General features: G+C 59.0%; 23 protein-coding genes. 13 read left to right on the top strand and 10 right to left on the bottom strand.

What is annotated here, in order from left to right; all coding sequences use genetic code 11:
• The first annotated feature begins 66 nt into the window (after window positions 1-66).
• From purF to Q0903_RS14185, 8 genes are all read left to right on the top strand, one after another.
• Window positions 67-1,551, top strand: a complete 1,485-nt coding sequence (purF, locus tag Q0903_RS14150) for an amidophosphoribosyltransferase (RefSeq protein ID WP_299416790.1) — start codon at window positions 67-69, stop codon at window positions 1,549-1,551.
• Window positions 1,552-1,592: 41 nt separating this feature from the next.
• Window positions 1,593-2,129: a histidine phosphatase family protein gene (locus Q0903_RS14155; protein ID WP_299416505.1), complete on the top strand. Its 537-nt coding sequence runs from the start codon at window positions 1,593-1,595 to the stop codon at window positions 2,127-2,129.
• Between the two features lie 44 nt (window positions 2,130-2,173).
• On the top strand, window positions 2,174-2,566 hold the full coding sequence (locus Q0903_RS14160; protein ID WP_299416508.1) for a hypothetical protein: 393 nt from the start codon (window positions 2,174-2,176) through the stop codon (window positions 2,564-2,566).
• Between the two features lie 113 nt (window positions 2,567-2,679).
• Window positions 2,680-2,946: a type II secretion system protein N gene (locus tag Q0903_RS14165; protein ID WP_299023720.1), complete on the top strand. Its 267-nt coding sequence runs from the start codon at window positions 2,680-2,682 to the stop codon at window positions 2,944-2,946.
• Between the two features lie 42 nt (window positions 2,947-2,988).
• Window positions 2,989-3,633: an SDR family oxidoreductase gene (locus Q0903_RS14170; protein WP_299416511.1), complete on the top strand. Its 645-nt coding sequence runs from the start codon at window positions 2,989-2,991 to the stop codon at window positions 3,631-3,633.
• 60 nt (window positions 3,634-3,693) lie between these two features.
• The gene (gene surE, locus Q0903_RS14175; RefSeq protein WP_299416513.1) at window positions 3,694-4,479 is read left to right on the top strand and encodes a 5'/3'-nucleotidase SurE; all 786 of its coding nucleotides are present in this window, start codon (window positions 3,694-3,696) and stop codon (window positions 4,477-4,479) included.
• Window positions 4,476-5,138 carry a protein-L-isoaspartate(D-aspartate) O-methyltransferase gene (locus Q0903_RS14180; protein ID WP_299416516.1) on the top strand — a complete coding sequence of 221 codons (663 nt, stop codon included), beginning with the start codon at window positions 4,476-4,478 and terminating at the stop codon, window positions 5,136-5,138. The genes surE and Q0903_RS14180 overlap by 4 nt, the downstream gene beginning before the upstream one ends.
• A gap of 60 nt (window positions 5,139-5,198) precedes the next feature.
• Entirely contained in the window at window positions 5,199-6,449 is a 1,251-nt protein-coding gene (locus Q0903_RS14185) for a LysM peptidoglycan-binding domain-containing protein (protein ID WP_299416520.1), read from the top strand.
• A gap of 78 nt (window positions 6,450-6,527) precedes the next feature.
• Here Q0903_RS14185 and Q0903_RS14190 read toward each other — a convergent pair whose 3' ends face one another.
• Genes Q0903_RS14190 through tatA form a run of 4 tightly spaced genes read right to left on the bottom strand, consistent with a single transcriptional unit; the run spans window position 6,528 to window position 8,988 of the window.
• Window positions 6,528-7,373, bottom strand: a complete 846-nt coding sequence (locus tag Q0903_RS14190; protein WP_299416523.1) for an ATP-binding protein — start codon at window positions 7,371-7,373, stop codon at window positions 6,528-6,530.
• Window positions 7,370-8,296, bottom strand: coding sequence for a twin-arginine translocase subunit TatC (gene tatC / locus Q0903_RS14195; RefSeq protein ID WP_299416525.1), 927 nt, complete (start codon window positions 8,294-8,296; stop codon window positions 7,370-7,372). The genes Q0903_RS14190 and tatC overlap by 4 nt, the downstream gene beginning before the upstream one ends.
• Window positions 8,293-8,760 (bottom strand): Sec-independent protein translocase protein TatB, encoded by a 468-nt coding sequence (gene tatB, locus Q0903_RS14200; protein ID WP_299416528.1) that lies wholly within the window; start codon window positions 8,758-8,760, stop codon window positions 8,293-8,295. Before tatB ends, tatC begins: the two co-directional genes overlap by 4 nt.
• 6 nt (window positions 8,761-8,766) lie before the next feature.
• A complete protein-coding gene (gene tatA / locus Q0903_RS14205) occupies window positions 8,767-8,988 on the bottom strand; it encodes a twin-arginine translocase TatA/TatE family subunit (protein WP_299023739.1) in 222 nt (73 codons plus the stop codon).
• A 177-nt stretch (window positions 8,989-9,165) separates the two neighbouring features.
• Here tatA and Q0903_RS14210 point away from each other — a divergent pair, with 177 nt between their 5' ends.
• Complete coding sequence (locus tag Q0903_RS14210; RefSeq protein ID WP_299416531.1) at window positions 9,166-9,831, top strand: YafY family protein; 666 nt, start codon at window positions 9,166-9,168, stop codon at window positions 9,829-9,831.
• On the opposite strand, the gene Q0903_RS14215 is transcribed toward Q0903_RS14210, so the two are convergent.
• From Q0903_RS14215 to Q0903_RS14240, 6 genes are all read right to left on the bottom strand, one after another.
• Window positions 9,828-10,184, bottom strand: a complete 357-nt coding sequence (locus Q0903_RS14215; protein WP_299416533.1) for a Lin0512 family protein — start codon at window positions 10,182-10,184, stop codon at window positions 9,828-9,830. The genes Q0903_RS14210 and Q0903_RS14215 overlap by 4 nt on opposite strands.
• A complete protein-coding gene (locus Q0903_RS14220; protein ID WP_299416536.1) occupies window positions 10,181-10,528 on the bottom strand; it encodes a Lin0512 family protein in 348 nt (115 codons plus the stop codon). Before Q0903_RS14220 ends, Q0903_RS14215 begins: the two co-directional genes overlap by 4 nt.
• A gap of 12 nt (window positions 10,529-10,540) precedes the next feature.
• Complete coding sequence (locus Q0903_RS14225; protein ID WP_299416539.1) at window positions 10,541-11,626, bottom strand: ABC transporter ATP-binding protein; 1,086 nt, start codon at window positions 11,624-11,626, stop codon at window positions 10,541-10,543.
• A gap of 38 nt (window positions 11,627-11,664) precedes the next feature.
• Window positions 11,665-13,020: a sodium:proline symporter gene (locus Q0903_RS14230; RefSeq protein WP_299416541.1), complete on the bottom strand. Its 1,356-nt coding sequence runs from the start codon at window positions 13,018-13,020 to the stop codon at window positions 11,665-11,667.
• A gap of 96 nt (window positions 13,021-13,116) precedes the next feature.
• On the bottom strand, window positions 13,117-14,238 hold the full coding sequence (locus tag Q0903_RS14235; protein ID WP_299416544.1) for a hypothetical protein: 1,122 nt from the start codon (window positions 14,236-14,238) through the stop codon (window positions 13,117-13,119).
• Window positions 14,238-15,017, bottom strand: a complete 780-nt coding sequence (locus Q0903_RS14240) for an SDR family oxidoreductase (RefSeq protein WP_299416547.1) — start codon at window positions 15,015-15,017, stop codon at window positions 14,238-14,240. Before Q0903_RS14240 ends, Q0903_RS14235 begins: the two co-directional genes overlap by 1 nt.
• A gap of 147 nt (window positions 15,018-15,164) precedes the next feature.
• Here Q0903_RS14240 and Q0903_RS14245 point away from each other — a divergent pair, with 147 nt between their 5' ends.
• The 4 genes from Q0903_RS14245 to Q0903_RS14260 all read left to right on the top strand — a co-directional run bounded on the left by Q0903_RS14245 (window position 15,165) and on the right by Q0903_RS14260 (window position 20,635).
• Entirely contained in the window at window positions 15,165-16,172 is a 1,008-nt protein-coding gene (locus Q0903_RS14245; protein WP_299416550.1) for a Hint domain-containing protein, read from the top strand.
• 102 nt (window positions 16,173-16,274) lie between these two features.
• Window positions 16,275-17,894: a peptide chain release factor 3 gene (locus tag Q0903_RS14250; RefSeq protein ID WP_299416552.1), complete on the top strand. Its 1,620-nt coding sequence runs from the start codon at window positions 16,275-16,277 to the stop codon at window positions 17,892-17,894.
• Window position 17,895: 1 nt separating this feature from the next.
• Window positions 17,896-18,846, top strand: coding sequence for a glycosyltransferase family 2 protein (locus Q0903_RS14255; protein ID WP_299416554.1), 951 nt, complete (start codon window positions 17,896-17,898; stop codon window positions 18,844-18,846).
• Between the two features lie 124 nt (window positions 18,847-18,970).
• Window positions 18,971-20,635 (top strand): DEAD/DEAH box helicase, encoded by a 1,665-nt coding sequence (locus tag Q0903_RS14260; RefSeq protein WP_299416557.1) that lies wholly within the window; start codon window positions 18,971-18,973, stop codon window positions 20,633-20,635.
• The last annotated feature ends 39 nt before the right edge of the window (window positions 20,636-20,674 follow it).

The raw sequence follows: 20,674 nt of genomic DNA on the forward strand, positions 1-20,674 counted from the left end.
CGTACACCCTCCCCATCCTTTGTCGGCTTCAGGAGCGCTCCCTTGTCCCATACCCCGCCCAAGAAGATGCCTCCCGCACATCCCTTTGATACGTCCTATCTGTCAGATGATGCTGACGGCGATAAACTAAAGGAAGAATGCGGTATTTTCGGCGTCGTCGGTGTCACGGATGCGGCTAATTTTGTCGCCCTCGGATTGCACGCCTTGCAACACCGCGGACAAGAAGCTGGCGGAATCGTTACCCATGACGCAGAGGCCGGATTTCAGTCCGCCCGCCGCTTTGGTTATGTCCGTGACAATTTCACCAGTCAGAAAGTTATGGAAACCCTGCCCGGCAGCCTCGGCATCGGCCACGTGCGCTACTCCACTGCGGGATCCAAGGGTCAGACAGCGATCCGCGATGTTCAGCCGTTCTTTGGCGAATTCGCTATGGGCGGTGCTGCTATTGCCCACAACGGCAACATCACAAACGCCAATGCACTGCGCCGTGAGCTGATCGAGCGCGGCTCGATTTTCCAGTCCTCCAGCGACAGCGAATGTATTATTCACCTGATGGCACGGTCCTTGCAGCGCAACATCCCCGAGCGGATGGAAGACGCCCTGCGCCGTGTCGAAGGTGCCTTCTCTATCGTCGCAATGACGCGCACAAAACTCATCGGTGTCCGCGACCCGCTCGGCGTGCGTCCCTTGGTGCTGGGCAAACTCGGCGATGGCTATGCCCTCAGCTCCGAGACATGCGCCCTCGACATCATCGGTGCGGAGTTCGTGCGCGAGATCAAACCGGGCGAGATGGTCGTGATCACAGAAGCAGGCGTGCAGAGCCATTTCCCCTTCCGTCCGCAACCGTCAAAGTTCTGCATTTTCGAGCATGTTTACTTCTCACGCCCCGACAGCATCCTCGGCGGCCGCTCGGTCTATGAAACACGCGAGGCCATTGGCCGTGAATTGGCCAAGGAAAACCCCGTAGACGCCGATCTTGTCTGCCCGGTGCCCGATTCTGGCACACCCGCCGCAATCGGCTATAGTCTTGAGAGCGGTATCCCCTACGCCATGGGCATCATCCGCAACCAATACATGGGCCGCACGTTTATTGAGCCGACAGAGAGCATCCGCAACATGGGTGTGCGCCTCAAGCTGAACGTGAACCGCGCCTTGGTGCGTGGCAAGCGCATCATTCTGGTCGATGATTCTGTGGTGCGCGGTACCACCAGCCGCAAAATCAAGGAAATGATCCTCGATGCCGGTGCAGCCGAGGTCCACTTCCGCATCGCGAGCCCTCCCACCGCTTGGCCTTGCTTTTACGGCGTGGACACGCCCGACCGCGATAAACTGCTGGCCGCAACCATGTCCGAGGATGAAATGCGCGAGCATCTAGGCGTCGACAGCCTCAAGTTCATCTCGCTCGATGGTCTCTACCGCGCCGTGGGCGAAGCAGAGGGCCGCAAGAAATCCTGCCCGCAATACTGCGACGCCTGTTTCTCTGGCGAATACCCCGTCATCCCGTCAGACCGCGTCGAAAGCGGCTTTGTCATGAAGCCCGCCGCCGAATAGTCAAAGTTGCCAGAGCATGAGGCGGCCCTATCTCACGCCTCATGAGATACATAATTGCACTTGTTTTGTGTTTGCCAACTGGCCTTTGGGCAAACAACTGGGACGCCCTGCGCGCACCAGGTGCCATCGCTATCATGCGCCATGCTCTTGCCCCTGGTGGCGGTGATCCTACCAACCACACGATTGGCGATTGCACCACACAGCGCAACCTCAGCGATCAAGGACGCGCGCAGGCCCGCCGCATCGGGCAGGCGCTACGCACACAAAAAATCACCTTCGATATGGTCTATACCAGCCAATGGTGCCGCACGTCCGAAACTGCACGCCTGTTGGAATATGGATCACCGCGCGAGGCTCCCGCACTCAATTCGTTTTTTGGCAAACCTGCACTGCGCGTCCCGCAGACGCGCGATCTGCGCGCGCAACTGGAACGCACCGAGGGGCTGAACATCTGGGTGACGCATCAGGTCAATATATCGGCACTTACCGGCACGGGGACAAGCTCGGGCGAGATCATCGTTTTTCGCCTGACCCCTGACGGGACCGAGATTTTGGGCCGCATCATGATTGACCCCTAGACTACTGACATGAATTGACAGGTGATATGTGCTACCCTCACCGCATGACAGATCCATTTGCATCCACCCTCGCCGCTTGGCCCGAAAACGCACAAGCACAGTTTCATGAAATGCGCGCGCTGATTCTGAACGCGGGGGCACAGGCTGATGTCGGCCCGATCGAAGAAAGCCTCAAATGGCGTGAACCCAGCTGGCGGCCCAAACGCGCCAAACAAGGAACGACTCTCCGCCTGAACTGGCACGCGAACTTGCCCAGCACGATCGCGTTGTTCGTTGGCTGCCAAACCACTCTGAGTGCGACCATGCGGGAGATTTACCCCACTGATTTCCATTACGAATCCAACCGTGGCCTGCGGCTGAAACTGGGCGAACCACTGCCCGAACAGGCCATCGACCACCTCGCCCGCATGGCTTTCACCTATCACCGCAAAACCTGACCGGCGCCCTTTTGCCGAGGCTCTGGCGAGGCTTCGCCGAGCCATTGAGCGCGCCCTTCTCCTTACGCCGAACAACGCATAGCTGCCCCCTGAACAGTAATTCAGGAGCGATCATGGCCACGCAATACGACGGCACCCCAACACCCCCAATCGTCGAATCCAATGCCACACAAAAAGTCCGCTTGGGCCGCATTGTCCTGCTTGGCACTTTCGGCGCGGCAAGCGCACCCAGCGCGCTGGTCCGTCTTCCGCGCGGAAATACCCAAACCGTCACCCTCGGGGACGAAATCGCCGGCGGCACAGTAGAGGCTATTGATAGCGACCGTATTGTACTGCTCCGCATGGGAAATACCCAAATCCTCACAATGCCACAGGGCTAAGCCCCCCTTGACGCCACGCGGTCCCCCGCGCATATCCCTTTCATGACACAGAAAACTGCATTGATCACAGGCGCATCGCGCGGCCTCGGCGCGGCGCTGGCCGAGGCGCTGGCCCCCACCCATCACATCATCGCTGTGGGCCGCACCGTCGGCGCGCTGGAAGAACTGGATGACCGCATAAAGGCCAAAGGCGGCAGCACCACGTTGGCCCCCATGAACGTCACCGACCCTGCTGCCATGCAAACCCTGTGTCGCGGCATTTATGACCGTTGGGGCAGCCTTGATCTTTGGTTGCACACCGCCATTCACGCAGCCCCGCTTACGCCGGGGCCGCATATCGATGCTAAAGACCTCGATAAATCAATCACTGGCAACATTACCGCCACAGCGACCCTGATCAACTATGTGGCCCCTCTGTTGGGCCAATCAGGTCATGCCGTGTTTTTTGATGATCCAATTGCGGGCCAAAAATTCTATGGGACTTATGGTGCAACCAAAGCGGCCCAGATTGCCCTCGCCCGTAGTTGGCAGGCTGAAACCGCCAGCATCGGACCTCGTGTTGATATCGTAACGCCGCAGCCCATGCCCACAGCAACCCGCGCGCGTTTCTTCCCTGGTGAGGACCGTGCCGCCCTGCATGACATCCACGCCGAGGCCGCGCGCCTCTTGGCAACACTCCAGAAATAAATCCACGCTCGCTTGCCCGTATGACCGCGCTCGCCTATCAAGGCGAAAAGGGGCAAACATATGCGTATTCTCATCACCAACGACGATGGCATCAATGCCCCCGGACTGCACGTTCTGGAAGGCATTGCCGCCACGCTTGCAGGCCCGCAGGGCGAATGCTGGACAGTGGCGCCCGCGTTCGAGCAATCGGGCGTCGGCCATTGCATCAACTACACCAAACCCACGCTTATTACCCAATTGTCGCCACGCCGATATATGATTGAGGGCAGCCCCGCCGATTGCGTGCTTTCCGCCCTCTACGACCCCATGAAGGATGCAAAACCCGATTTGATCCTGTCGGGCGTCAACCGTGGCAACAACGCCGCAGAAAACACGCTGTATTCCGGCACCATCGGTGCTGCAATCGAAGGCGCGTTGCAAGGCGTCCCCTCTATAGCGTTGTCGCAGTTCTACGGCCCCGCCAACCGCGATCTGGACGATCCGTTTGAAGCGGCAGTAGCCCACGGTGCCGATGTCTGCCGCCGTATTCTTGAACAGAAAACACCAGATTCAAACGGCTATAGCGTGTTCTGGAACGTGAATTTCCCACCTGTGCCAGCTGCCGATGTAAAAGGGATCCGCGTCGCGCCCCAAGGCCGCAGGCCGGGTGTGAACTTCTCCACCGTCCCACATGACGCCCCCAATGGCAGGCGTTTTTTGTGGATCACGGGCGGCAACCAACAGGTTGCTCCCGCCGCAGGCTCTGACGCTGCCGTTAATCTGGAGGGCTACATCTCCGTCACGCCGATGCGTGCCGATCTGACGGCCCATGATGCCTTTCCCGATCTTGCAGGCCTCGATACATGACAGACGGCATGGACGCGGACGCAAGTGCCGAACGCAAAATGCAATTTCTCTATGCGCTGCGCTCCAAGGGGGTGACGGAAAAACTGGTCCTTGGCGCGATGGAGGCCGTTGATCGTGGCCCGTTCATCCGTGGCCTCTTTGCCGAACGTGCATATGAAGACATGCCCCTGCCCATCGCCTGTGGCCAGACCATCAGCCAACCCTCGGTCGTTGGCCTGATGACCCAAGCGCTGGAACTGACGCCCCGTGACAAGGTGCTGGAAATCGGCACAGGCTCCGGCTATCAGGCCGCGATCCTGTCCAAACTGGCGCGCCGCGTCTATACCATCGACCGCCACCGCCGCCTTGTCCACGAGGCTCGCGTGGTTTTTGACGCGCTGGATCTCACAAATATCACCGCAATTACCGCAGATGGCAGCCACGGTCTGCCCGAACAAGCACCCTTTGACCGCATTATCGTAACTGCCGCGGCGGAAGACCCCCCCGGCCCGCTGCTGGCCCAACTCAAAGAAGGTGGCATTATGGTGCTGCCTGTGGGCCAATCCGACACGGTGCAGCACCTGATCCGTGTGCGGAAAACCGCTCAAGGGCTGGAGTATGACGAAATGCGCGCAGTTCGCTTTGTTCCGCTCCTCGAAGGGTTGGGCAAGGACACTTAATCTGGTAGAGTTACGCAAAATCTCGGGCACACGGGACGGGCAGTGACAAGGACCACAGTGATGACTTTCTCCAATACCAAGGGTGCAACAACGCGCCTGACGCTTCTCGCAGGCGCCGCTTGCCTCACGCTTGCTGGCTGCTCCGAGCCGCTGGATTTCGATCTGCGCGGTCTCGGTGGCGGCTTCACAACAGCTAATGCAGCACAGGGCGCACTGGCGGATCGGCCAAAACCCGATGATCGCGGTGTTATCTCGTATCCGAACTATCAGGTCGCTGTGGCGCGGCGTGGTGACACCCTTACAGATGTGGCCAACCGTGTGGGCCTGAACCCCGCAACACTCGCCAAGTTCAACGGCATCGATCCGAACGTGACCCTGCGCAAGGACGAAATCATCGCCCTGCCCACCCGCGTGGCCGAACCTTCGCCAGCAACGGGTGCCGCAACAACCGGCCCGATCAAACCCGTCGATATCTCTTCTGTCGCAGGCGGCGCAATTGACCGCGCGCCCGCCACTCCCGGTGTACAAACGACCACACTGGCCACCGCCGAAACACCAGCGGCACAAACTGGCAAGGAACCCATCCGCCACAAAGTCGAGCGGGGCGAGACTGCCTTTACCGTGGCACGGCTTTATTCGGTTCCAGTCAAGGATCTGGCTGAATGGAACGGCCTCGGGGCCGACTTTGCGATCCGCGCCGGTCAGTTCCTGCTGATCCCGGTCCCGTCACAAAACCCGCCAAAAGCAGCACCCGCACGTACCGCCGCGGCTGCCACGCCCTTGCCTGGCGAAGGTTCCAACACACCAACACCACCTTCGGCGACCAAACCGCTTCCAGCCGAGAAAATCGCACCTGCGGCAGAAGCCGCACCAACAGCTGTTGCAGCGGCCAGCCCAAAACCTGCCGCCGCGCCGCCGAAACCTGTGGCTGACGTTGGCAAAACCACCAAACCTGCCGCCACAGGCAAGCTCGTGCGCCCTGTCAACGGGACCATTATTCGCGAATATGCCAAAGGCAAGAATGAAGGCATCAACATCAAAGCGGCCCCGGGTACGTCGGTAAAAGCCGCTGACACCGGCACTGTCGCAGCCATCACCAAAAGCGCCGATGGCATCCCGATTGTCGTGGTGCGCCACAGCGGCAATTTACTGACGGTTTATGCGAATGTAACAGATGTTGCCGTGAAAAAGGGCGACAGCGTTTCGCGCGGCCAAAGCATTGCAAAACTACGCGGCGGGTCAGATTCCTTCGTCCACTTCGAAGTTCGCAAAGGCTTCGACAGCGTCGATCCCAACCCCTTCCTGAACTAAAAAACCAGACTACCTATTTTTTCTGGCCATAAATCCTCCGGGGGGTCTGCCGCGCAAGCGGCAGACGGGGCAGCGCCCCTATCCTCCGATGGCAACACCGCGCCGTCCCGCCAAATCAGTGAAATACTGCCACGCCACACGTCCTGACCGGCTGCCGCGCGTCGCTTGCCACTCAATAGCTTCCGCGCGCAGGTCTGCGTCGCTGATCGCCACGCCATGAGCATCACAATACCCGCGGATCATCGCCAGATACTGATCCTGATCGCAGGCATGGAACCCCAGCCAAAGGCCAAAGCGGTCTGACAGCGACACTTTCTCTTCCACAGCTTCGGCAGGATTGATCGCTGATCCGCGCTCGTTCTCGATCATGTCACGGGGCATCAGGTGGCGGCGGTTTGACGTGGCATAAAGTACAACATTCTCGGGCCGCCCCTCGATCCCGCCGTCCAGAACCGCCTTGAGCGATTTGTAGTGCGCGTCATCATGCCCAAAACTGAGGTCATCGCAAAACAGAATAAACCGCGCCTGAACACCGCGCAGCATATTCAGCAAACGCCCCACAGACGGCAGGTCCTCGCGCTGCAACTCGACCATCTTGAGATCGGGGTAATCCACTTGAAGTGCGCCATGCACTGCTTTGACAAGGCTTGATTTTCCCATACCCCGCGCACCCCATAAAAGCGCGTTATTGGCAGGTAATCCGGCAGCGAACTGGGTTGTGTTCTGCAACAGCGTATCGCGAGATCGTTCAACCCCCAACAGCAGGTCAATGTCTACGCGGCTCACCTGCATCACCGGCTCCAGCCGGTCAGGCCCCGTGTGCCAAACGAACGCCGATGCAACGCCAAAGTCCGGTGCGACAACAGGCGCCGGAGCCATTCGCTCCAACGCCTGTGCAATCCGGTCTATCGGATCGAGGGTCATTTCAGGTCGTCCTTCGTCTCCTCGACGATCGGATCTTCACGCTCCATCTCGTCGGCCATCGCATCGAAATCGGCCTCGTCCTCTTCGTCATAGTACCCGTCTTCGCGCAGCTGCTTTTCGCGCTTTGCGTCAACACGGCTCACGAGGAAGATTGATACTTCGTATAGGCCGTAGACCACCACAAACAGGATCAGCTGCGTGACAACATCCGGCGGCGTCACCAGCGCAGCCAATAGCAAAATACCGACCAGTGCGTATTTACGCACATTGCGCAGCCCTTCGGCATTCACCAGCCCCGCCTTGCCCATCAGCGTCAGTAGAACAGGCAACTGAAAACACAGGCCAAAGGCCACGATCATTTTCAACGTGATATCAAGGCTCTCGTTCACCTTACCGTTAAACACGATGTCGATGCCCGATGTCGTTGCCTCCCCCGTCGCAATCAACGCAGACAGGTAGCTCGCAGCATCCGAAAACCCGAGGAAGAACTGCATCGCCAGTGGCACAACCACATAATGCGCAAAAGCAGCGCCCATCAGGAACAACACAGGCGAGGCGATCAGAAACGGCAAAAACGCGTTCTTTTCGTTCTTGTACAGACCAGGCGCCACAAAGCGCCACAGCTGGGTCGCGATTACCGGAAAGCTGATCGCAAGCCCCCCCACCATCGAGATGCGGATCAAGGTGAAGAAATACTCCTGCGGGGCGGTGTATTGCATCACAGGGTTTGGATTACCCAGATTGCGCATGGTTTTCTCGATCGGCACCAGCAGAAAATCAAGAATCATGCTGCCAAATGAAAAGCAGATGACCATGCCTACTATAAACGCCAGAACCGAGCGGATCAGCCGCGTACGCAGCTCTGCCAAATGCTCGATCAGCGGCGCGGCACTGTCGTCGATGTCATTGTCCGTCGCGCTCATGTGTCTGCTTTCTTGGCCGCAAGGCTCTCTTGCAGCGTTGCTTCCAGCTCTTCTGCTTTCGCCATCGCTTCGGCGGCCTCGCGTGCTTTACGCTCTGCCGCAGCGCGGGCAGTGCCTGCCTGAATGCGTTTCACATCCTCGGCGCGCTTGGCAGCCAGCTTGCCTGTCTCGCTATCAGGGTCCAGATCGGTAATGGAGGAAACCGCCTCTTTCACGCCGTCCATCGCAGTTCCGATCGGATTCGTCGCAGCCTTGAGCGAGGTGTTCAGCCCCTGTGTCACATCGCGCACGCCCGATTGGTCAGCTGCATCGTTCATCGCGCTGGAAAATTCCCGCGCCATGCCTTTGGCCTTACCGACAAACTGGCCTACGCGGCGAAACATCACCGGCAGATCTTTGGGGCCCACGACGATCAACGCCACAACCCCCACCACCAGCATTTCGGTCATGCCAAGATCGAACATCGGCGCTTACACCTTGTCCTTGGTCTCGACTTCGGGCTGTGGAATCTCGGCCACATCATCGGCAGTCTCGTCTTTCAACTGCTGCTCGCCCTCATTGATCCCCTTTTTAAAGCTGGTGATGCCTTTGCCCACTTCGCCCATCAGCGAGGAGATTTTGCCGCGACCAAAAAGAACCAGCACAACAACTGCGATCAGCAGCAAGCCTGGCAAACCAATATTATTCAACATTTCATGTCTCCTATCCAAAACACTTCAAACCACCCCACAGGGCGATGTATTCCCACACTACGTATCAAACTTGCTGCGCTGCAAAAACGCCAATCTGTATCGGGGCCGCGAACCACGCGGTAATTCCCGCAGGATTTCATCCTTGCCGGAAACAACTGACAGGTTTATGTCAGTTGCATGGCCAGATCAGACCGTCTCTTTACGATATTGCAAGTCCTGCGGGATGGTGAACTTCATACCGCACAAGAACTGGCTGACCATACAGGCGTTAGCCAGCGCACCCTCTACCGCGATATGGAAACACTCTGTGCGTCGGGCGTCCCGCTCAAAGGTACTCGTGGCACGGGCTACCGCTTGCCTGACGTAGTCACTCTTCCCCCTCTCACCCTGACACAGCCCGAGCTTGAAGCCCTGAACCTTGGTCTTGCCATCGCGGCCGAACTGGCAGACCCGGACCTGAAGGCCGCTGCCAGCAGCCTCGGCGACAAATTGGATGCAGTGCTGCCGCAAACGGCAGTGGCCGAAGCCGATGCTTGGAAATTTGGCGCTTCGCCTTTTGCCGATGTGGCGCGCGGGTTTGCCCAGATGCCCCTACTGCGGGCAGCGATCAAGGCGCGCCAGAAACTGCGGATCACGTATACCGCGCCTGATGGCAGCGTGACCTCGCGCATAATCCACCCGCTTCAGCTTGAATACTTCAGTCGCGTCTGGACCCTGACAGCATGGTGCGAAACGCAAGGCACACATCAGGTCTTTCGCCTTGATCTCATCAGCACCGCCGAGGCCTTGCCCACCCTGTTCCATGACGAGGCAGGCAAGCGTCTTGCCGATTTCAAGCCTTAGGTCTTGAGTATCCAGTCTTTCTGCGGGGGCAAAAACGCCTCGACGCTGGCTTGGGCGATTACGATCGTCTCGTCGCCTGAAGGCACGTTCAAACCGCCGTGCACGGCACGCACTTCTGCGCGCCCGCGCGGCAGCGTTGCGCGCAACGCGTCCAGATCCAGCGCATCAGGTTCTTGCACGGCGACAGTAACCTGCACACGCATGGCATCGTGGGGCAGTTCCAGCACGCCGAACAATGGCAGGGACGAATGGCGAAACGCGTCCTCAATAGCGCGCTTGGCAGCTTTGGTATAATCCATGCCGTGCAGGTCATTGCCCATGCCCATTTCTATAATCACACGCTGTTCGCTCATGCCCGCTTCTCCATGTCAAAGCCGACAGACATGGCCACATTTGCCATGATTGTCGGGTTGCCGTCACCTTCGGGGCGCGGCACATCCAGCCCGCCTTTGGTCACATTGACCGTCACATTGCCATACGGAAACACCTCACGCAGCGCCGCTGCGTCTACTTGGTCAGGCTGCTGCACGCCAACATCCAGCGTGATCTGCATGTCGGTTTTATCAAACCCGAACAGCTCTGCCAGATTGATGGAATTGTGCCAAAGCGCGTCCTGCACCGCGCGCTTTGCCGCTTGGGTATAATCGCCCCGGCGCAGCGATGTTCCCATTCCAAATTCGATCAGCAGTTTTTGCATGACATTCTCCCCCTAGCTGTCCACGGCAAAGACAAAGCACTTGTCGCGCCTTATTGTCAGCCACATGACTGTCCCGATACCGGGCATAAACACGTTCGGCACCGTCGCCTTTAGCACAGTACCGTCATGGTCCGTCCGAAACTCGACAAGGCTCTCGTTGCCCATAAACCGCGCGCGCTCAACAATGGCGCGCACGGGTGTGCCATCGGCGGCGGTAGGCAACGGGCCTTTGCCCGCGCGGTCAAAGTCGATCCGCACATGCTGGGGTCGGAACACAATATCAACGGCGGTGCCATCAGGCACACCCGGAGCAAGGAACCGGCCAAAGGGTGTATGCGCCAAAGCACCCGATACTTCGGCGCGCAGTACATTCGCGTCCGAGAAGAACGAGACTGCCGCACGGTCCAGCGGACGGGTATAGACATTATAGGGCGCGCCCTGCTGGACGATCTTGCCATCGCGCATCAGGGCAATCTCGTCAGCCATGCGCATCGCCTCGTCCGGCTCGTGTGTGACCAGCAGTACGGCGGTGTCTTCTTCTTTCAAGATGCTCAGCGTCTCATCGCGGATACCATCCCGCAGGCGGTTATCAAGCCCGCTGAACGGCTCGTCCATCAACATGATGCGCGGGCGCGGCGCCAGCGCACGTGCAAGCGCCACGCGCTGCTGCTCGCCGCCGGACAACTGGTGCGGATAGCCGTCGATAAAGCGCGCAAGGTCCACCCGCTCCAACAGTTCTTCCACCCGCGCACGGTTTTCGGCGCGTGTCCCGCGCAAACCATAGGCCACATTGCCCGCTACACTCAGGTGCGGAAACAGGGCAAAGTCCTGAAACATCAGCCCAATCTCGCGCCGCTCGGGGGGCACGCGAAACACCGTGTCACAGATCAGCTTGCCATCCACGTGGATGGTCCCGCTGTCCTGCATCTCAACGCCCGCGATCATGCGCAGCGTTGTGGATTTGCCGCAGCCCGATGGTCCTAGCAAACATGTCACCTGACCGGGCATAATTTGCAGGCTCACATCATCGACAACCGCACGGCCTTCAAAGCTGCGACGCAGGTTACGAATCTCGAGGCGCGGTGTCTGGGGCTTCACGGCGGGCTTATCCGATCATTTCTGTCGGATAGCAGGTATCAGCGCCGCCGCGCGCCTGCAAGCACCGCCGCAAACCCAATGCACAGAACACAAACACAGATCAGCAAAAGCTGCTCGTATTTATGGCCTGCCATCAGCCATGGGCTGACCATGTCCCATCCGCGCGCGAAATAGATGAACGCGCCACCAATTGCCGCTGCAAAGGCCACCAGATAGGACCACAGCGCAATCGCACGCCCCATCACCAGCCCCACAATCAGAACAGGCGTCAGAAACATCGAGGCAGTCCCGCTGACCGCCACCGCATCAAACAGCGTGGCATTGCCCCACAGGGTCAGCAGCGTACCCGCCAGCATAAAGGCCACCATCACCCAGCGTCCGGCGGCCAAAGTGCGCGGCAGCCCTGTCTCTTCCACCACCAGCCGTGCAGCGGATGACAGCGCACTGTCGAGCGTGCTGAGTGCAGACACGAGCAGCGAGATCATCAGCAACGCAAAAATCCATGGTGGAAACATCACACCCCAAGTGCCGATCAGCTCCCCCTCATACGCAGCGCCCACCAATGCGGCCTGAATACCGAAAAAACCAAACCCGATAATGCAAAGTGTGCTGATCCAGAAGGCATGCAAAAAAGAGGCGCGCGTGGTGGCGCGATCAGCGATGAACCCGCGGTCCATCATCACCGGATCATGCGCAGGATAGCTGAACACCTGCAAAGCCGCCACCGCCAGCAGTACCCATCCGTTATAGCTGCCCGCCGTGCCCTGTGCTGTCACCACTGCTGCCAAGTCAAACGCAGGCCCCGTCACCAGCGCCACAAAGGCCACGCCAAACACAACCAGAAAGACAATCATCTGTACCACATCCGTGCGCAGCGCCGCGCTCAGCCCGCCCCATGCGGAATAGGCCAGCCCCAGCACTGCCACAGCCCAGATCGCCGCCGTACCACTGCCCGCCAGCACTGCGTTAAAGATCAGCCCGACAACGATCAGATTGGCGAACACCTCCGACAAAAGCCGCAGGGCAATAACTGCGTTGTAGCACCCCGTCCCAAGGCTCCCGAAACGCGCCCCCAGCCAGTCTTGCACCGAACCCGCCTGCCCTTCGCGCAGACGCCCGACAATGAAACCGCCCGTCAGAAACGAGACGTAATAGCCGGCATAAGCCAGCGTTCCCGCCATGCCGTAATAGTAGCCTAGAATTGCCGCGTTCATCAGACTGCGTGCAAATATCCATGTGGTGACTTGGCTCAACACCAAAACCCAAAGACCCGGTGCGCGCCCCTGCGCACCTGCCCCGCCGAAAAACCCCTCGACACTGGCGCGCCGTGGCGCGGCCAGCAGGGACAGTGCAACAATAGCGCCAAAGGCGGCAATCAGGACAACGTGGCTCATGGCGGACCTTTCACACAAACAACTGCGCGCAGGGCTAAGCGAATGGGCCGAGCGAGACCAGCGCCAAAAGCCAAGTACAACGTAAATGTGAACGCGCTATTCCGTCAGATCAAACCATACCTCGGCCACATCACGGCCATTGACCTGCGCAGTGATGCCATGCGCCCCTGCATGCAGTGCAAATGTCGTCGCATCGCCTTTGAACTTATGTGTTTTTCCCAGCTGCAATGGCACATTAGCCCCCAACTGCGCAGCCTTGAGCTTGAAAACCTTATGCGCGATCTTTCCGTTAGGCCGCGCAAAGGTCAGGCGATAGTCAACCAAAACAGGCAGCGCCACATCTGCTTGCAAAACGATCTCAAATCGCAACGCTTCGCCGATGGACAGGCGATCACGGTCCAGCGTGATCTGTGCGGTAACGGGCACTGTGGCATCATAGCCCAAGGCCGCCATCGCCCCTGTGTGACCTTGCTTGATCAACGTGCGCAAGGCATGGCGCGTCATCCACGCTAGCTCCTTATCATCCTGCTTGCCTGCCTTTTTCCAGAGCGCCAGACGCGCCAGCACGGCATCCGGTTCGATTTTGCTCAGATCGTTGAGGTGGTTCGCGACCGAGCGCGTCACATACCGCGTAGGATCGCTGTGCAAAACGTCCAGCAATGGAAAGGTCTGTGCAGGCATCAGCCCCACATTTTTGGCCCAAGGCAAACGCGGGCGGGTTCCTTCGCTCACCAGACGGCGCACGTGATAATTAGGGTCACGCGCCCATGTTGCCAACAGTGCCAATGTCTCGTCAGGCCAACGGATCAGAAAGGGACGGATATAGAACTCCATCGTGAACCGCTGCGTCGCCTCGTACAGCAAATCCATCGCACGGATGCGGTGCGCCTCCAGCCCGTGACGCGCCGCCAGTATGCCGGGAACGGCATGAATGAAATCACCGAAATCATCGTCGCTCCTCGCAGGGTCAAGACGCGGCGGCAGGGCTGCGTGCAACTGGTCGGCCATCGTCGGAAAATCATCCGCCAACTGATCTTCTATACAATCGGCCAACCACTCCAGCCGCGCCATCAGCTCGCGCGGCTCAAACCCCGCCAGCGCATCCGCAGCAAAGCGTTCGGCGTCAAATGACGGGACAGCCGCAGCATATTCCGCTGCGAGCTGCCCCACGCTTTGCGCGTTGAAAAGCTGGTCTTTCAAAGGTGCTTGGGCCGCCATTACATCGTGATATTGGTGGCACCACCGTCCAGCAAGATCGACTGCCCCACAATGAACCCCGCATGGGTCGAGCACAAAAAGGCACAGGCTGCGCCAAACTCGTGCCGGGTGCCATAGCGCCCCGCCGGAATGCTGGACGCGCGTTCCTCGCGCGCCTGCTCAAGCGAGATATTGCGTTGTGCCACCACAGCACCATCAAGCGCATCCGCCCGGTCCGTCGCATGAATACCGGGCAGCAGGTTGTTGATCGTCACCCCTTTGCCTGCCACCTGACGGCTGGTGCCAGCGACATATCCTGTCAGGCCAGTGCGGGCAGAATTGCTGAGCCCCAGCACACCAATAGGCGCGCGCACCGATTGCGATGTAATGTTGACGACACGGCCCCAGCCACGGTCCATCATATCAGGCACCAAGGCTTTGATTAGCGCGATGGGCGCCAGCATATTGGCATCCAGTGCTTTGATGAAATCCTCACGGTCCCAATCCGTCCACATGCCCGGAGGGGGACCACCTGCATTATTGACTAGTATATCAACGCCTTGCGCGGCCTTGATAACCGCTGCTTGTCCCTCTTGCGTGGCCACATCAGCAGCTACAGTCACAACAGCCACACCATAGTCTTTGCGCAACCGCTCTGCCGCAGCCTCCAGCGCCTCCTCACCACGCGCATTCATTATCAGATCAACACCCGCTGCGGCCAAGGCCTCTGCACAGCCAAGGCCCAATCCCTTGGACGAAGCACAGACCAGTGCTTTCTTTCCTTTGATCCCCAGATCCATCCCGTCTCTCCCTTGCTTTATGTAGTTGGCCTCACTGCTACCGCAGTGCTGAACGGTGCGCCAGCAAAACACCCTTTCATTGACCCCGTCACGCCATAATCCTAGTCTATCCCACGCGCAACGCAGACCTTGAAAAGGCACCGGCATATGTCCACAGGCTCCCTCTCTTCCCAAAGCGTTCCGGTCTTTCTGGCCGCGCAGGTCATGGCGACCGATGGCGCAAATATGGGCGATCCCATTTCCTTCGCCTCCGAGCTGATCCTTGATGACGTCTATGAGCTTGAGTACGCGTCCGAGCCAGCGCGCCTGTCTTTGGTCGCACGCGATGACGCCAGCTTTTTCGTGGGCCACGATACCAGTGTCGGCACGCCAGGTGCGGCGATCTATCTGGATTGCGCACTTACCTTTATGTCGCCTGACGGGGTCACATCCGATGCACTGCTGCTGGTAGAGGTCGACACCGACGGCAACGTCGACGGGGTCTATCTGCTGCCCTTTAGCGCGCTCAGCTCAAAGGTCGAATACCGCCTTGTCGGCATTGACCGTGACGCTGCCCACAGCAAATTCGCGCAGGTCGCTTGCGTCAGCTTTACCCGTGGCACCCATATCACGCTGGCCTCGGGTGCGCAGCGCGCGGTTGAGGATCTGGTCGTGGGCGACCGTGTGCTGACCCGTGATGATGGCGTGCAAACCTTGCGCTGGATCGGCACCTCCACCACCCGCGCAGTGGGTGAGTTCGCCCCGATCCGCATCACTTCAGGCACACTCAACAACGATGGCGATCTGCTGGTCAGCCCCGATCACCGCCTGTTCATCTACCAGCGCACGGACGAGTTGGGCGCAGGCCGCTCAGAACTGCTGGTCAAGGCGCGGCATCTGGTTAACGGCGATACTGTCACCATCTCCGAGGGCGGCTTTGTTGACTACTTCCAACTGCTTTTCGACAGTCACCAGATTATCTATGCCGAAGGCATCGCCGCAGAAAGCATGCTGATCGACAGTCGCACGCGTCCCGTATTGCCCTCCGATCTGTCGGACAGCCTTGGCAAACATGTCAAAGGTCATTCCGATCTGCCCCACGCGGGGCTGGATGCACCCGAAGGGTTGCTAGGCCCGAACGCCGCCGATCTGCTGAAAAAAGCCTCTAGCCGCTGAGGCTTGCCTCTGGGGGCGTGTCAGGTATGTGTACGGGGGAAAACACAAGGTGCGCCGCCATCAATGCAGCTGCCCTAATCTACATCAGGAACATGCCGCAAGATGCTGGACAAAAACACAAATCGCCCCGATCTACCGCCTGAGATAGCGCGCCGCCGGACTTTTGCGATCATCAGCCACCCAGATGCGGGCAAAACCACGCTGACCGAAAAGTTCCTGTTGTTCGGTGGGGCGATCCAGATGGCGGGCCAAGTCCGCGCCAAAGGCGAGGCACGCCGCACCCGCTCGGATTTTATGGCGATGGAAAAAGACCGTGGCATTTCCGTCTCCGCCTCTGCCATGTCGTTTGATTATCAGGGGCGCGACACAAACTTTCGCTTCAATCTGGTCGACACGCCCGGCCACTCCGACTTCTCCGAAGACACATATCGCACACTCACTGCGGTGGATGCGGCCGTAATGGTGATCGACGGCGCAAAGGGCGTCGAGAGCCAGACACAAAAGCTGTTCGAAGTTTGCCGCATGCGCGACCTGCCGATCCTGACCTTTTGTAACAAGATGGACCGCGAGAGCCGCGATGTGTTCGAGATCATCGACGAAATCCAGCAAAACCTCGCCATTGACGTGACGCCAGCCAGCTGGCCCATCGGCGTGGGCCGCGATTTTGTCGGCTGTTATGACATCCTGCGCGACCGTTTGGAGTTGATGGACCGCGCCGACCGCAACAAAGTGTCTGAGTCCATCAAGATCGAGGGTCTCGACGATCCCAAACTGGCCGAGCATGTCCCAGTCGAGCTGCTGGAAAAGCTCAAGGAAGACCTTGAGATGGTGCGCGAGCTGATGCCACCACTGGATGCGGCGCTGATGGCCGAAGGCTCCCTCACCCCGATCTGGTTCGGCTCCGCTATCAACTCTTTCGGCGTCAAGGAGCTGATGGACGGCATCGCCATGTTCGGGCCAGAACCACAGATCCAAAAGGCCCAACCCCGCGAGATTTTGCCCGAAGAAAAGAACGTCTCGGGCTTTGTTTTCAAAGTCCAAGCCAACATGGACCCCAAACACCGCGACCGCGTCGCCTTTGTACGCCTCGCCTCCGGCCACTTTGAGCGGGGTATGAAACTCACCCATGTACGCAGCAAAAAGGTCATGACCATCGCCAGCCCTGTCATGTTCCTCGCTGCCGACCGCGAATTGGCAGAGGAAGCATGGGCGGGCGACATCATCGGCATCCCCAACCACGGCCAGCTGCGCATCGGCGACACCCTGACCGAAGGTGAGGCTATCCGCGTTACAGGCATCCCCTCCTTCGCGCCCGAATTGCTCCAAGGGGTCCGCGCAGGCGATCCGCTAAAGTCCAAACACCTTGAGAAAGCCCTGATGCAATTTGCAGAGGAAGGCGCCGCGAAAGTGTTCAAACCCTCTATCGGGTCGGGTTTTGTTGTCGGCGTTGTCGGCCAGTTGCAATTCGAAGTACTGGCCTCACGGATCGAGCTTGAATACGGCCTTCCCGTACGGTTTGAGCCGTCGCAGTTCACTTCTGCCCGCTGGGTCACTGGCGACAAGGCCGCCGTAGACAAGTTTACCGAGGCCAACAAGCAGCACATCGCCACCGACAATGACGGCGATATCGTCTACCTCACCCGCCTCCAGTGGGACATAGACCGCGTCGACCGCGACTACCCTGAGGTCAAACTGACCGCCACCAAAGAGATGATGGTCTGACATGGCGACATGGGGCATCGTAGCAACGATCAAAGCGGACACTTCCGCGATCCTGCGCTTTGTCTCCTACCATCTGGAATTGGGCGCGCACCGCATCTACGTCTACCTCGACGCGCCCAACCCACAGGCCCAAGCGGCCTTGCGCGACCATCCTAAAACGCGCGTTGTGCGCTGTGATGATGGCTATTGGAACCGACACAACGGCACCCGCCCCGAGATGCACCAGCCGCGCCAGACCTTCAACGCGACCCGCGCTTATAAGCGCGCGACCGAGGTGGACTGGCTGATCCATATGGATGTGGATGAATTTCTGGTCGGCAATGGCCAGATCGCCGCCCATTTGGCCGCCCAACCCGATCGCGTGCAATGCGCCCGTGCCCGCCCGATGGAGCTGCTGGCAGGTGGCGATCCACAGACCGAGGCCGCCTTCAAAACCTTTATCCCCGCAGGCAAAGCCCGCGAACAAACTGTCAGCGCACTCTACCCGACCTACGGCCCACACCTAAAGGGCGGGTTTCTGAGCCATATTGCAGGCAAGATATTTGTCCGAACGGGCATAGAGGGCATCAAATTCCGCATCCATAACGCCTTTCTGAACGGTGAGACGAACCCAAACCACGTAGAGATGGACGGCATCAGGCTCGCCCATTTCCACGCAACAGATTGGGACACTTGGCACGCCCATTTCGCCTACCGCCATGATGCAGGCTCCTATCGCGCCGATCTGGGACCGGCCCGCAGCCGTGATCGCGGCGGGATTACCATGCACGAGCTTTTCGCGCTCATCCATGACGAGAATGGCGATGCAGGCCTGCGCGCATTTTTTGACGAAGTCTGCGCCGATACGCCTGCCCTGCGCGCACGGCTGGAACAGTACAATTGTCTGCACATCACCCGCTTCCCATTTGACACAGCCCTTGCCAAACATTTCCCAGACTTCGCAAATATTTGACGCCTCCCGCGCAACTTGCTATGCGCGGTGCAGATGTGTCGCGGCAGGTGCCGCCCCTTGGGCCATGCGGGCCGATACAGATGCTGCCGCGGGCCAAATGAGTGTCCGCAACTAACGGATACACATGATAAAATTCTCTGAATTGAACCTGAACCCTAAGGTCCTCAAGGCAATCGCCGAAGCAGGGTACGATACGCCAACACCGATTCAGGCTGGCGCGATCCCCCCCGCCCTCGAAGGGCGCGACGTTCTTGGCATCGCCCAGACAGGTACGGGCAAGACGGCCAGCTTTACGCTGCCGATGATTACACAACTGGCCCGTGGGCGCGCCCGCGCACGCATGCCACGCAGCCTTGTTCTGTGCCCCACGCGCGAACTGGCCGCACAGGTGGCCGAGAATTTCGACACCTACGCCAAATACACCAAACTGACCAAGGCACTGCTGATCGGTGGTGTTTCGTTCAAAGAACAGGACAAGCTGATCGACAAAGGCGTTGACGTTCTGATCGCCACACCTGGTCGCCTGCTGGATCACCATGAGCGCGGTAAACTGATCCTGACTGACGTTAAAGTCATGGTTGTGGACGAAGCAGACCGCATGCTTGATATGGGCTTTATCCCTGACATCGAGCGGATCTTCGGTCTCACCCCCTTCACCCGCCAAACACTGTTTTTCTCCGCCACAATGGCGCCCGAGATCGAGCGGATCACAAACACCTTCCTCAGTAACCCGTTCCGTGTGGAAATGGCCCGTCAGGCCACCACATCCGAGACGATCGAACAGGGTGTTCTGATGTTCAAAGCCTCGCGCAAAGACCGCGAAGCGACAGAAAAGCGCAAGCTGCTGCGCGCACTGATCGACGCCGAAGGCGACAAATGCACCAACGCGATCATCTTTTGTAACCGAAAGATGGATGTGGACGCTGTTGCCAAGTCGTTGAAAAAATACGGCTATGACGCAGCGCCTATTCACGGCGATCTCGATCAAAGCCAGCGTACAAAAACACTCGACGGGTTCCGCGCAGGTGATCTGCGTTTCCTTGTCGCCTCTGATGTGGCCGCACGTGGTCTTGATGTGCCAGCAGTCAGCCACGTCTTTAACTTTGACGTGCCCAGCCACGCCGAAGACTACGTGCACCGCATCGGCCGTACGGGCCGCGCAGGGCGCGATGGCAAAGCCATCATGATCTGCACGCCGCGCGACGAGAAGAACTTTGAAGATGTTGAACGACTGGTTCAAAAAGAGATTCCGCGTCTCGAGAACCCGTTGGGAACCACGCCTAAATCCGAGGCCAAATCTGGTGAACAGGCGAAGGCGGGCGAAGAGGCAAAGACCGACAAGCCCAAGCGCACCCGTTCGCGCAGCCGCAAGTCTGATGCGCCAAAGTCCGAAGAGGCAGCGGCACCGCAGACAGACGCACCTGCCGAGGTAGCCGACGCACCACAAAGCAAGGCCCCGAAAAAAGCGCCCCCCAAATCAAATTCGCGTGCAATGGTAGCCCCCGCTGACGATGCCACCCCAGCGCAGGACACCCCCGCCCCACAGGCCGCAAAAGCGTCAGACACCGAGTCGGATGATGCAAAGCCTGAGCGGAACCAGCCAGAGCGCGACAGTTCAAAACAAACAAAATCAGATTCCGCGTCAGAGCGGCGCAATTCCCGCTCACGCGGTGGTCGCAAGTCGGGCGACAATAATGATCGCGGCAACAACAACAACCGCGTGGTCGGTCTGGGTGATCACACGCCCACCTTCATCGAGTTGAGCTTTGCCGACCGTCCCAAAGACTAGACACTCTGGGACACAACATAAAAAAAAGCCCCGCAGGTC

The sequence above is a fragment of the uncultured Sulfitobacter sp. genome (genome assembly GCF_947502895.1).
In the GTDB taxonomy this organism is placed as follows: Bacteria; Pseudomonadota; Alphaproteobacteria; order Rhodobacterales; family Rhodobacteraceae; genus Sulfitobacter.

Excerpts from the sequence above, each read along its gene's own strand:
- purF (WP_299416790.1), top strand. The coding sequence starts at position 67 with ATGCCTCCCGCACATCCCTTTGATACGTCCTATCTGTCAGATGATGCT.
- Q0903_RS14155 (WP_299416505.1), top strand. The coding sequence starts at position 1,593 with ATGAGATACATAATTGCACTTGTTTTGTGTTTGCCAACTGGCCTTTGG.
- Q0903_RS14160 (WP_299416508.1), top strand. The coding sequence starts at position 2,174 with ATGACAGATCCATTTGCATCCACCCTCGCCGCTTGGCCCGAAAACGCA.
- Q0903_RS14165 (WP_299023720.1), top strand. The coding sequence starts at position 2,680 with ATGGCCACGCAATACGACGGCACCCCAACACCCCCAATCGTCGAATCC.
- Q0903_RS14170 (WP_299416511.1), top strand. The coding sequence starts at position 2,989 with ATGACACAGAAAACTGCATTGATCACAGGCGCATCGCGCGGCCTCGGC.
- surE (WP_299416513.1), top strand. The coding sequence starts at position 3,694 with ATGCGTATTCTCATCACCAACGACGATGGCATCAATGCCCCCGGACTG.
- Q0903_RS14180 (WP_299416516.1), top strand. The coding sequence starts at position 4,476 with ATGACAGACGGCATGGACGCGGACGCAAGTGCCGAACGCAAAATGCAA.
- Q0903_RS14185 (WP_299416520.1), top strand. The coding sequence starts at position 5,199 with ATGACTTTCTCCAATACCAAGGGTGCAACAACGCGCCTGACGCTTCTC.
- Q0903_RS14190 (WP_299416523.1), bottom strand. The coding sequence starts at position 7,373 with ATGACCCTCGATCCGATAGACCGGATTGCACAGGCGTTGGAGCGAATG.
- tatC (WP_299416525.1), bottom strand. The coding sequence starts at position 8,296 with ATGAGCGCGACGGACAATGACATCGACGACAGTGCCGCGCCGCTGATC.
- tatB (WP_299416528.1), bottom strand. The coding sequence starts at position 8,760 with ATGTTCGATCTTGGCATGACCGAAATGCTGGTGGTGGGGGTTGTGGCG.
- tatA (WP_299023739.1), bottom strand. The coding sequence starts at position 8,988 with ATGTTGAATAATATTGGTTTGCCAGGCTTGCTGCTGATCGCAGTTGTT.
- Q0903_RS14210 (WP_299416531.1), top strand. The coding sequence starts at position 9,166 with ATGGCCAGATCAGACCGTCTCTTTACGATATTGCAAGTCCTGCGGGAT.
- Q0903_RS14215 (WP_299416533.1), bottom strand. The coding sequence starts at position 10,184 with ATGAGCGAACAGCGTGTGATTATAGAAATGGGCATGGGCAATGACCTG.
- Q0903_RS14220 (WP_299416536.1), bottom strand. The coding sequence starts at position 10,528 with ATGCAAAAACTGCTGATCGAATTTGGAATGGGAACATCGCTGCGCCGG.
- Q0903_RS14230 (WP_299416541.1), bottom strand. The coding sequence starts at position 13,020 with ATGAGCCACGTTGTCCTGATTGCCGCCTTTGGCGCTATTGTTGCACTG.
- Q0903_RS14235 (WP_299416544.1), bottom strand. The coding sequence starts at position 14,238 with ATGGCGGCCCAAGCACCTTTGAAAGACCAGCTTTTCAACGCGCAAAGC.
- Q0903_RS14240 (WP_299416547.1), bottom strand. The coding sequence starts at position 15,017 with ATGGATCTGGGGATCAAAGGAAAGAAAGCACTGGTCTGTGCTTCGTCC.
- Q0903_RS14245 (WP_299416550.1), top strand. The coding sequence starts at position 15,165 with ATGTCCACAGGCTCCCTCTCTTCCCAAAGCGTTCCGGTCTTTCTGGCC.
- Q0903_RS14250 (WP_299416552.1), top strand. The coding sequence starts at position 16,275 with ATGCTGGACAAAAACACAAATCGCCCCGATCTACCGCCTGAGATAGCG.
- Q0903_RS14255 (WP_299416554.1), top strand. The coding sequence starts at position 17,896 with ATGGCGACATGGGGCATCGTAGCAACGATCAAAGCGGACACTTCCGCG.
- Q0903_RS14260 (WP_299416557.1), top strand. The coding sequence starts at position 18,971 with ATGATAAAATTCTCTGAATTGAACCTGAACCCTAAGGTCCTCAAGGCA.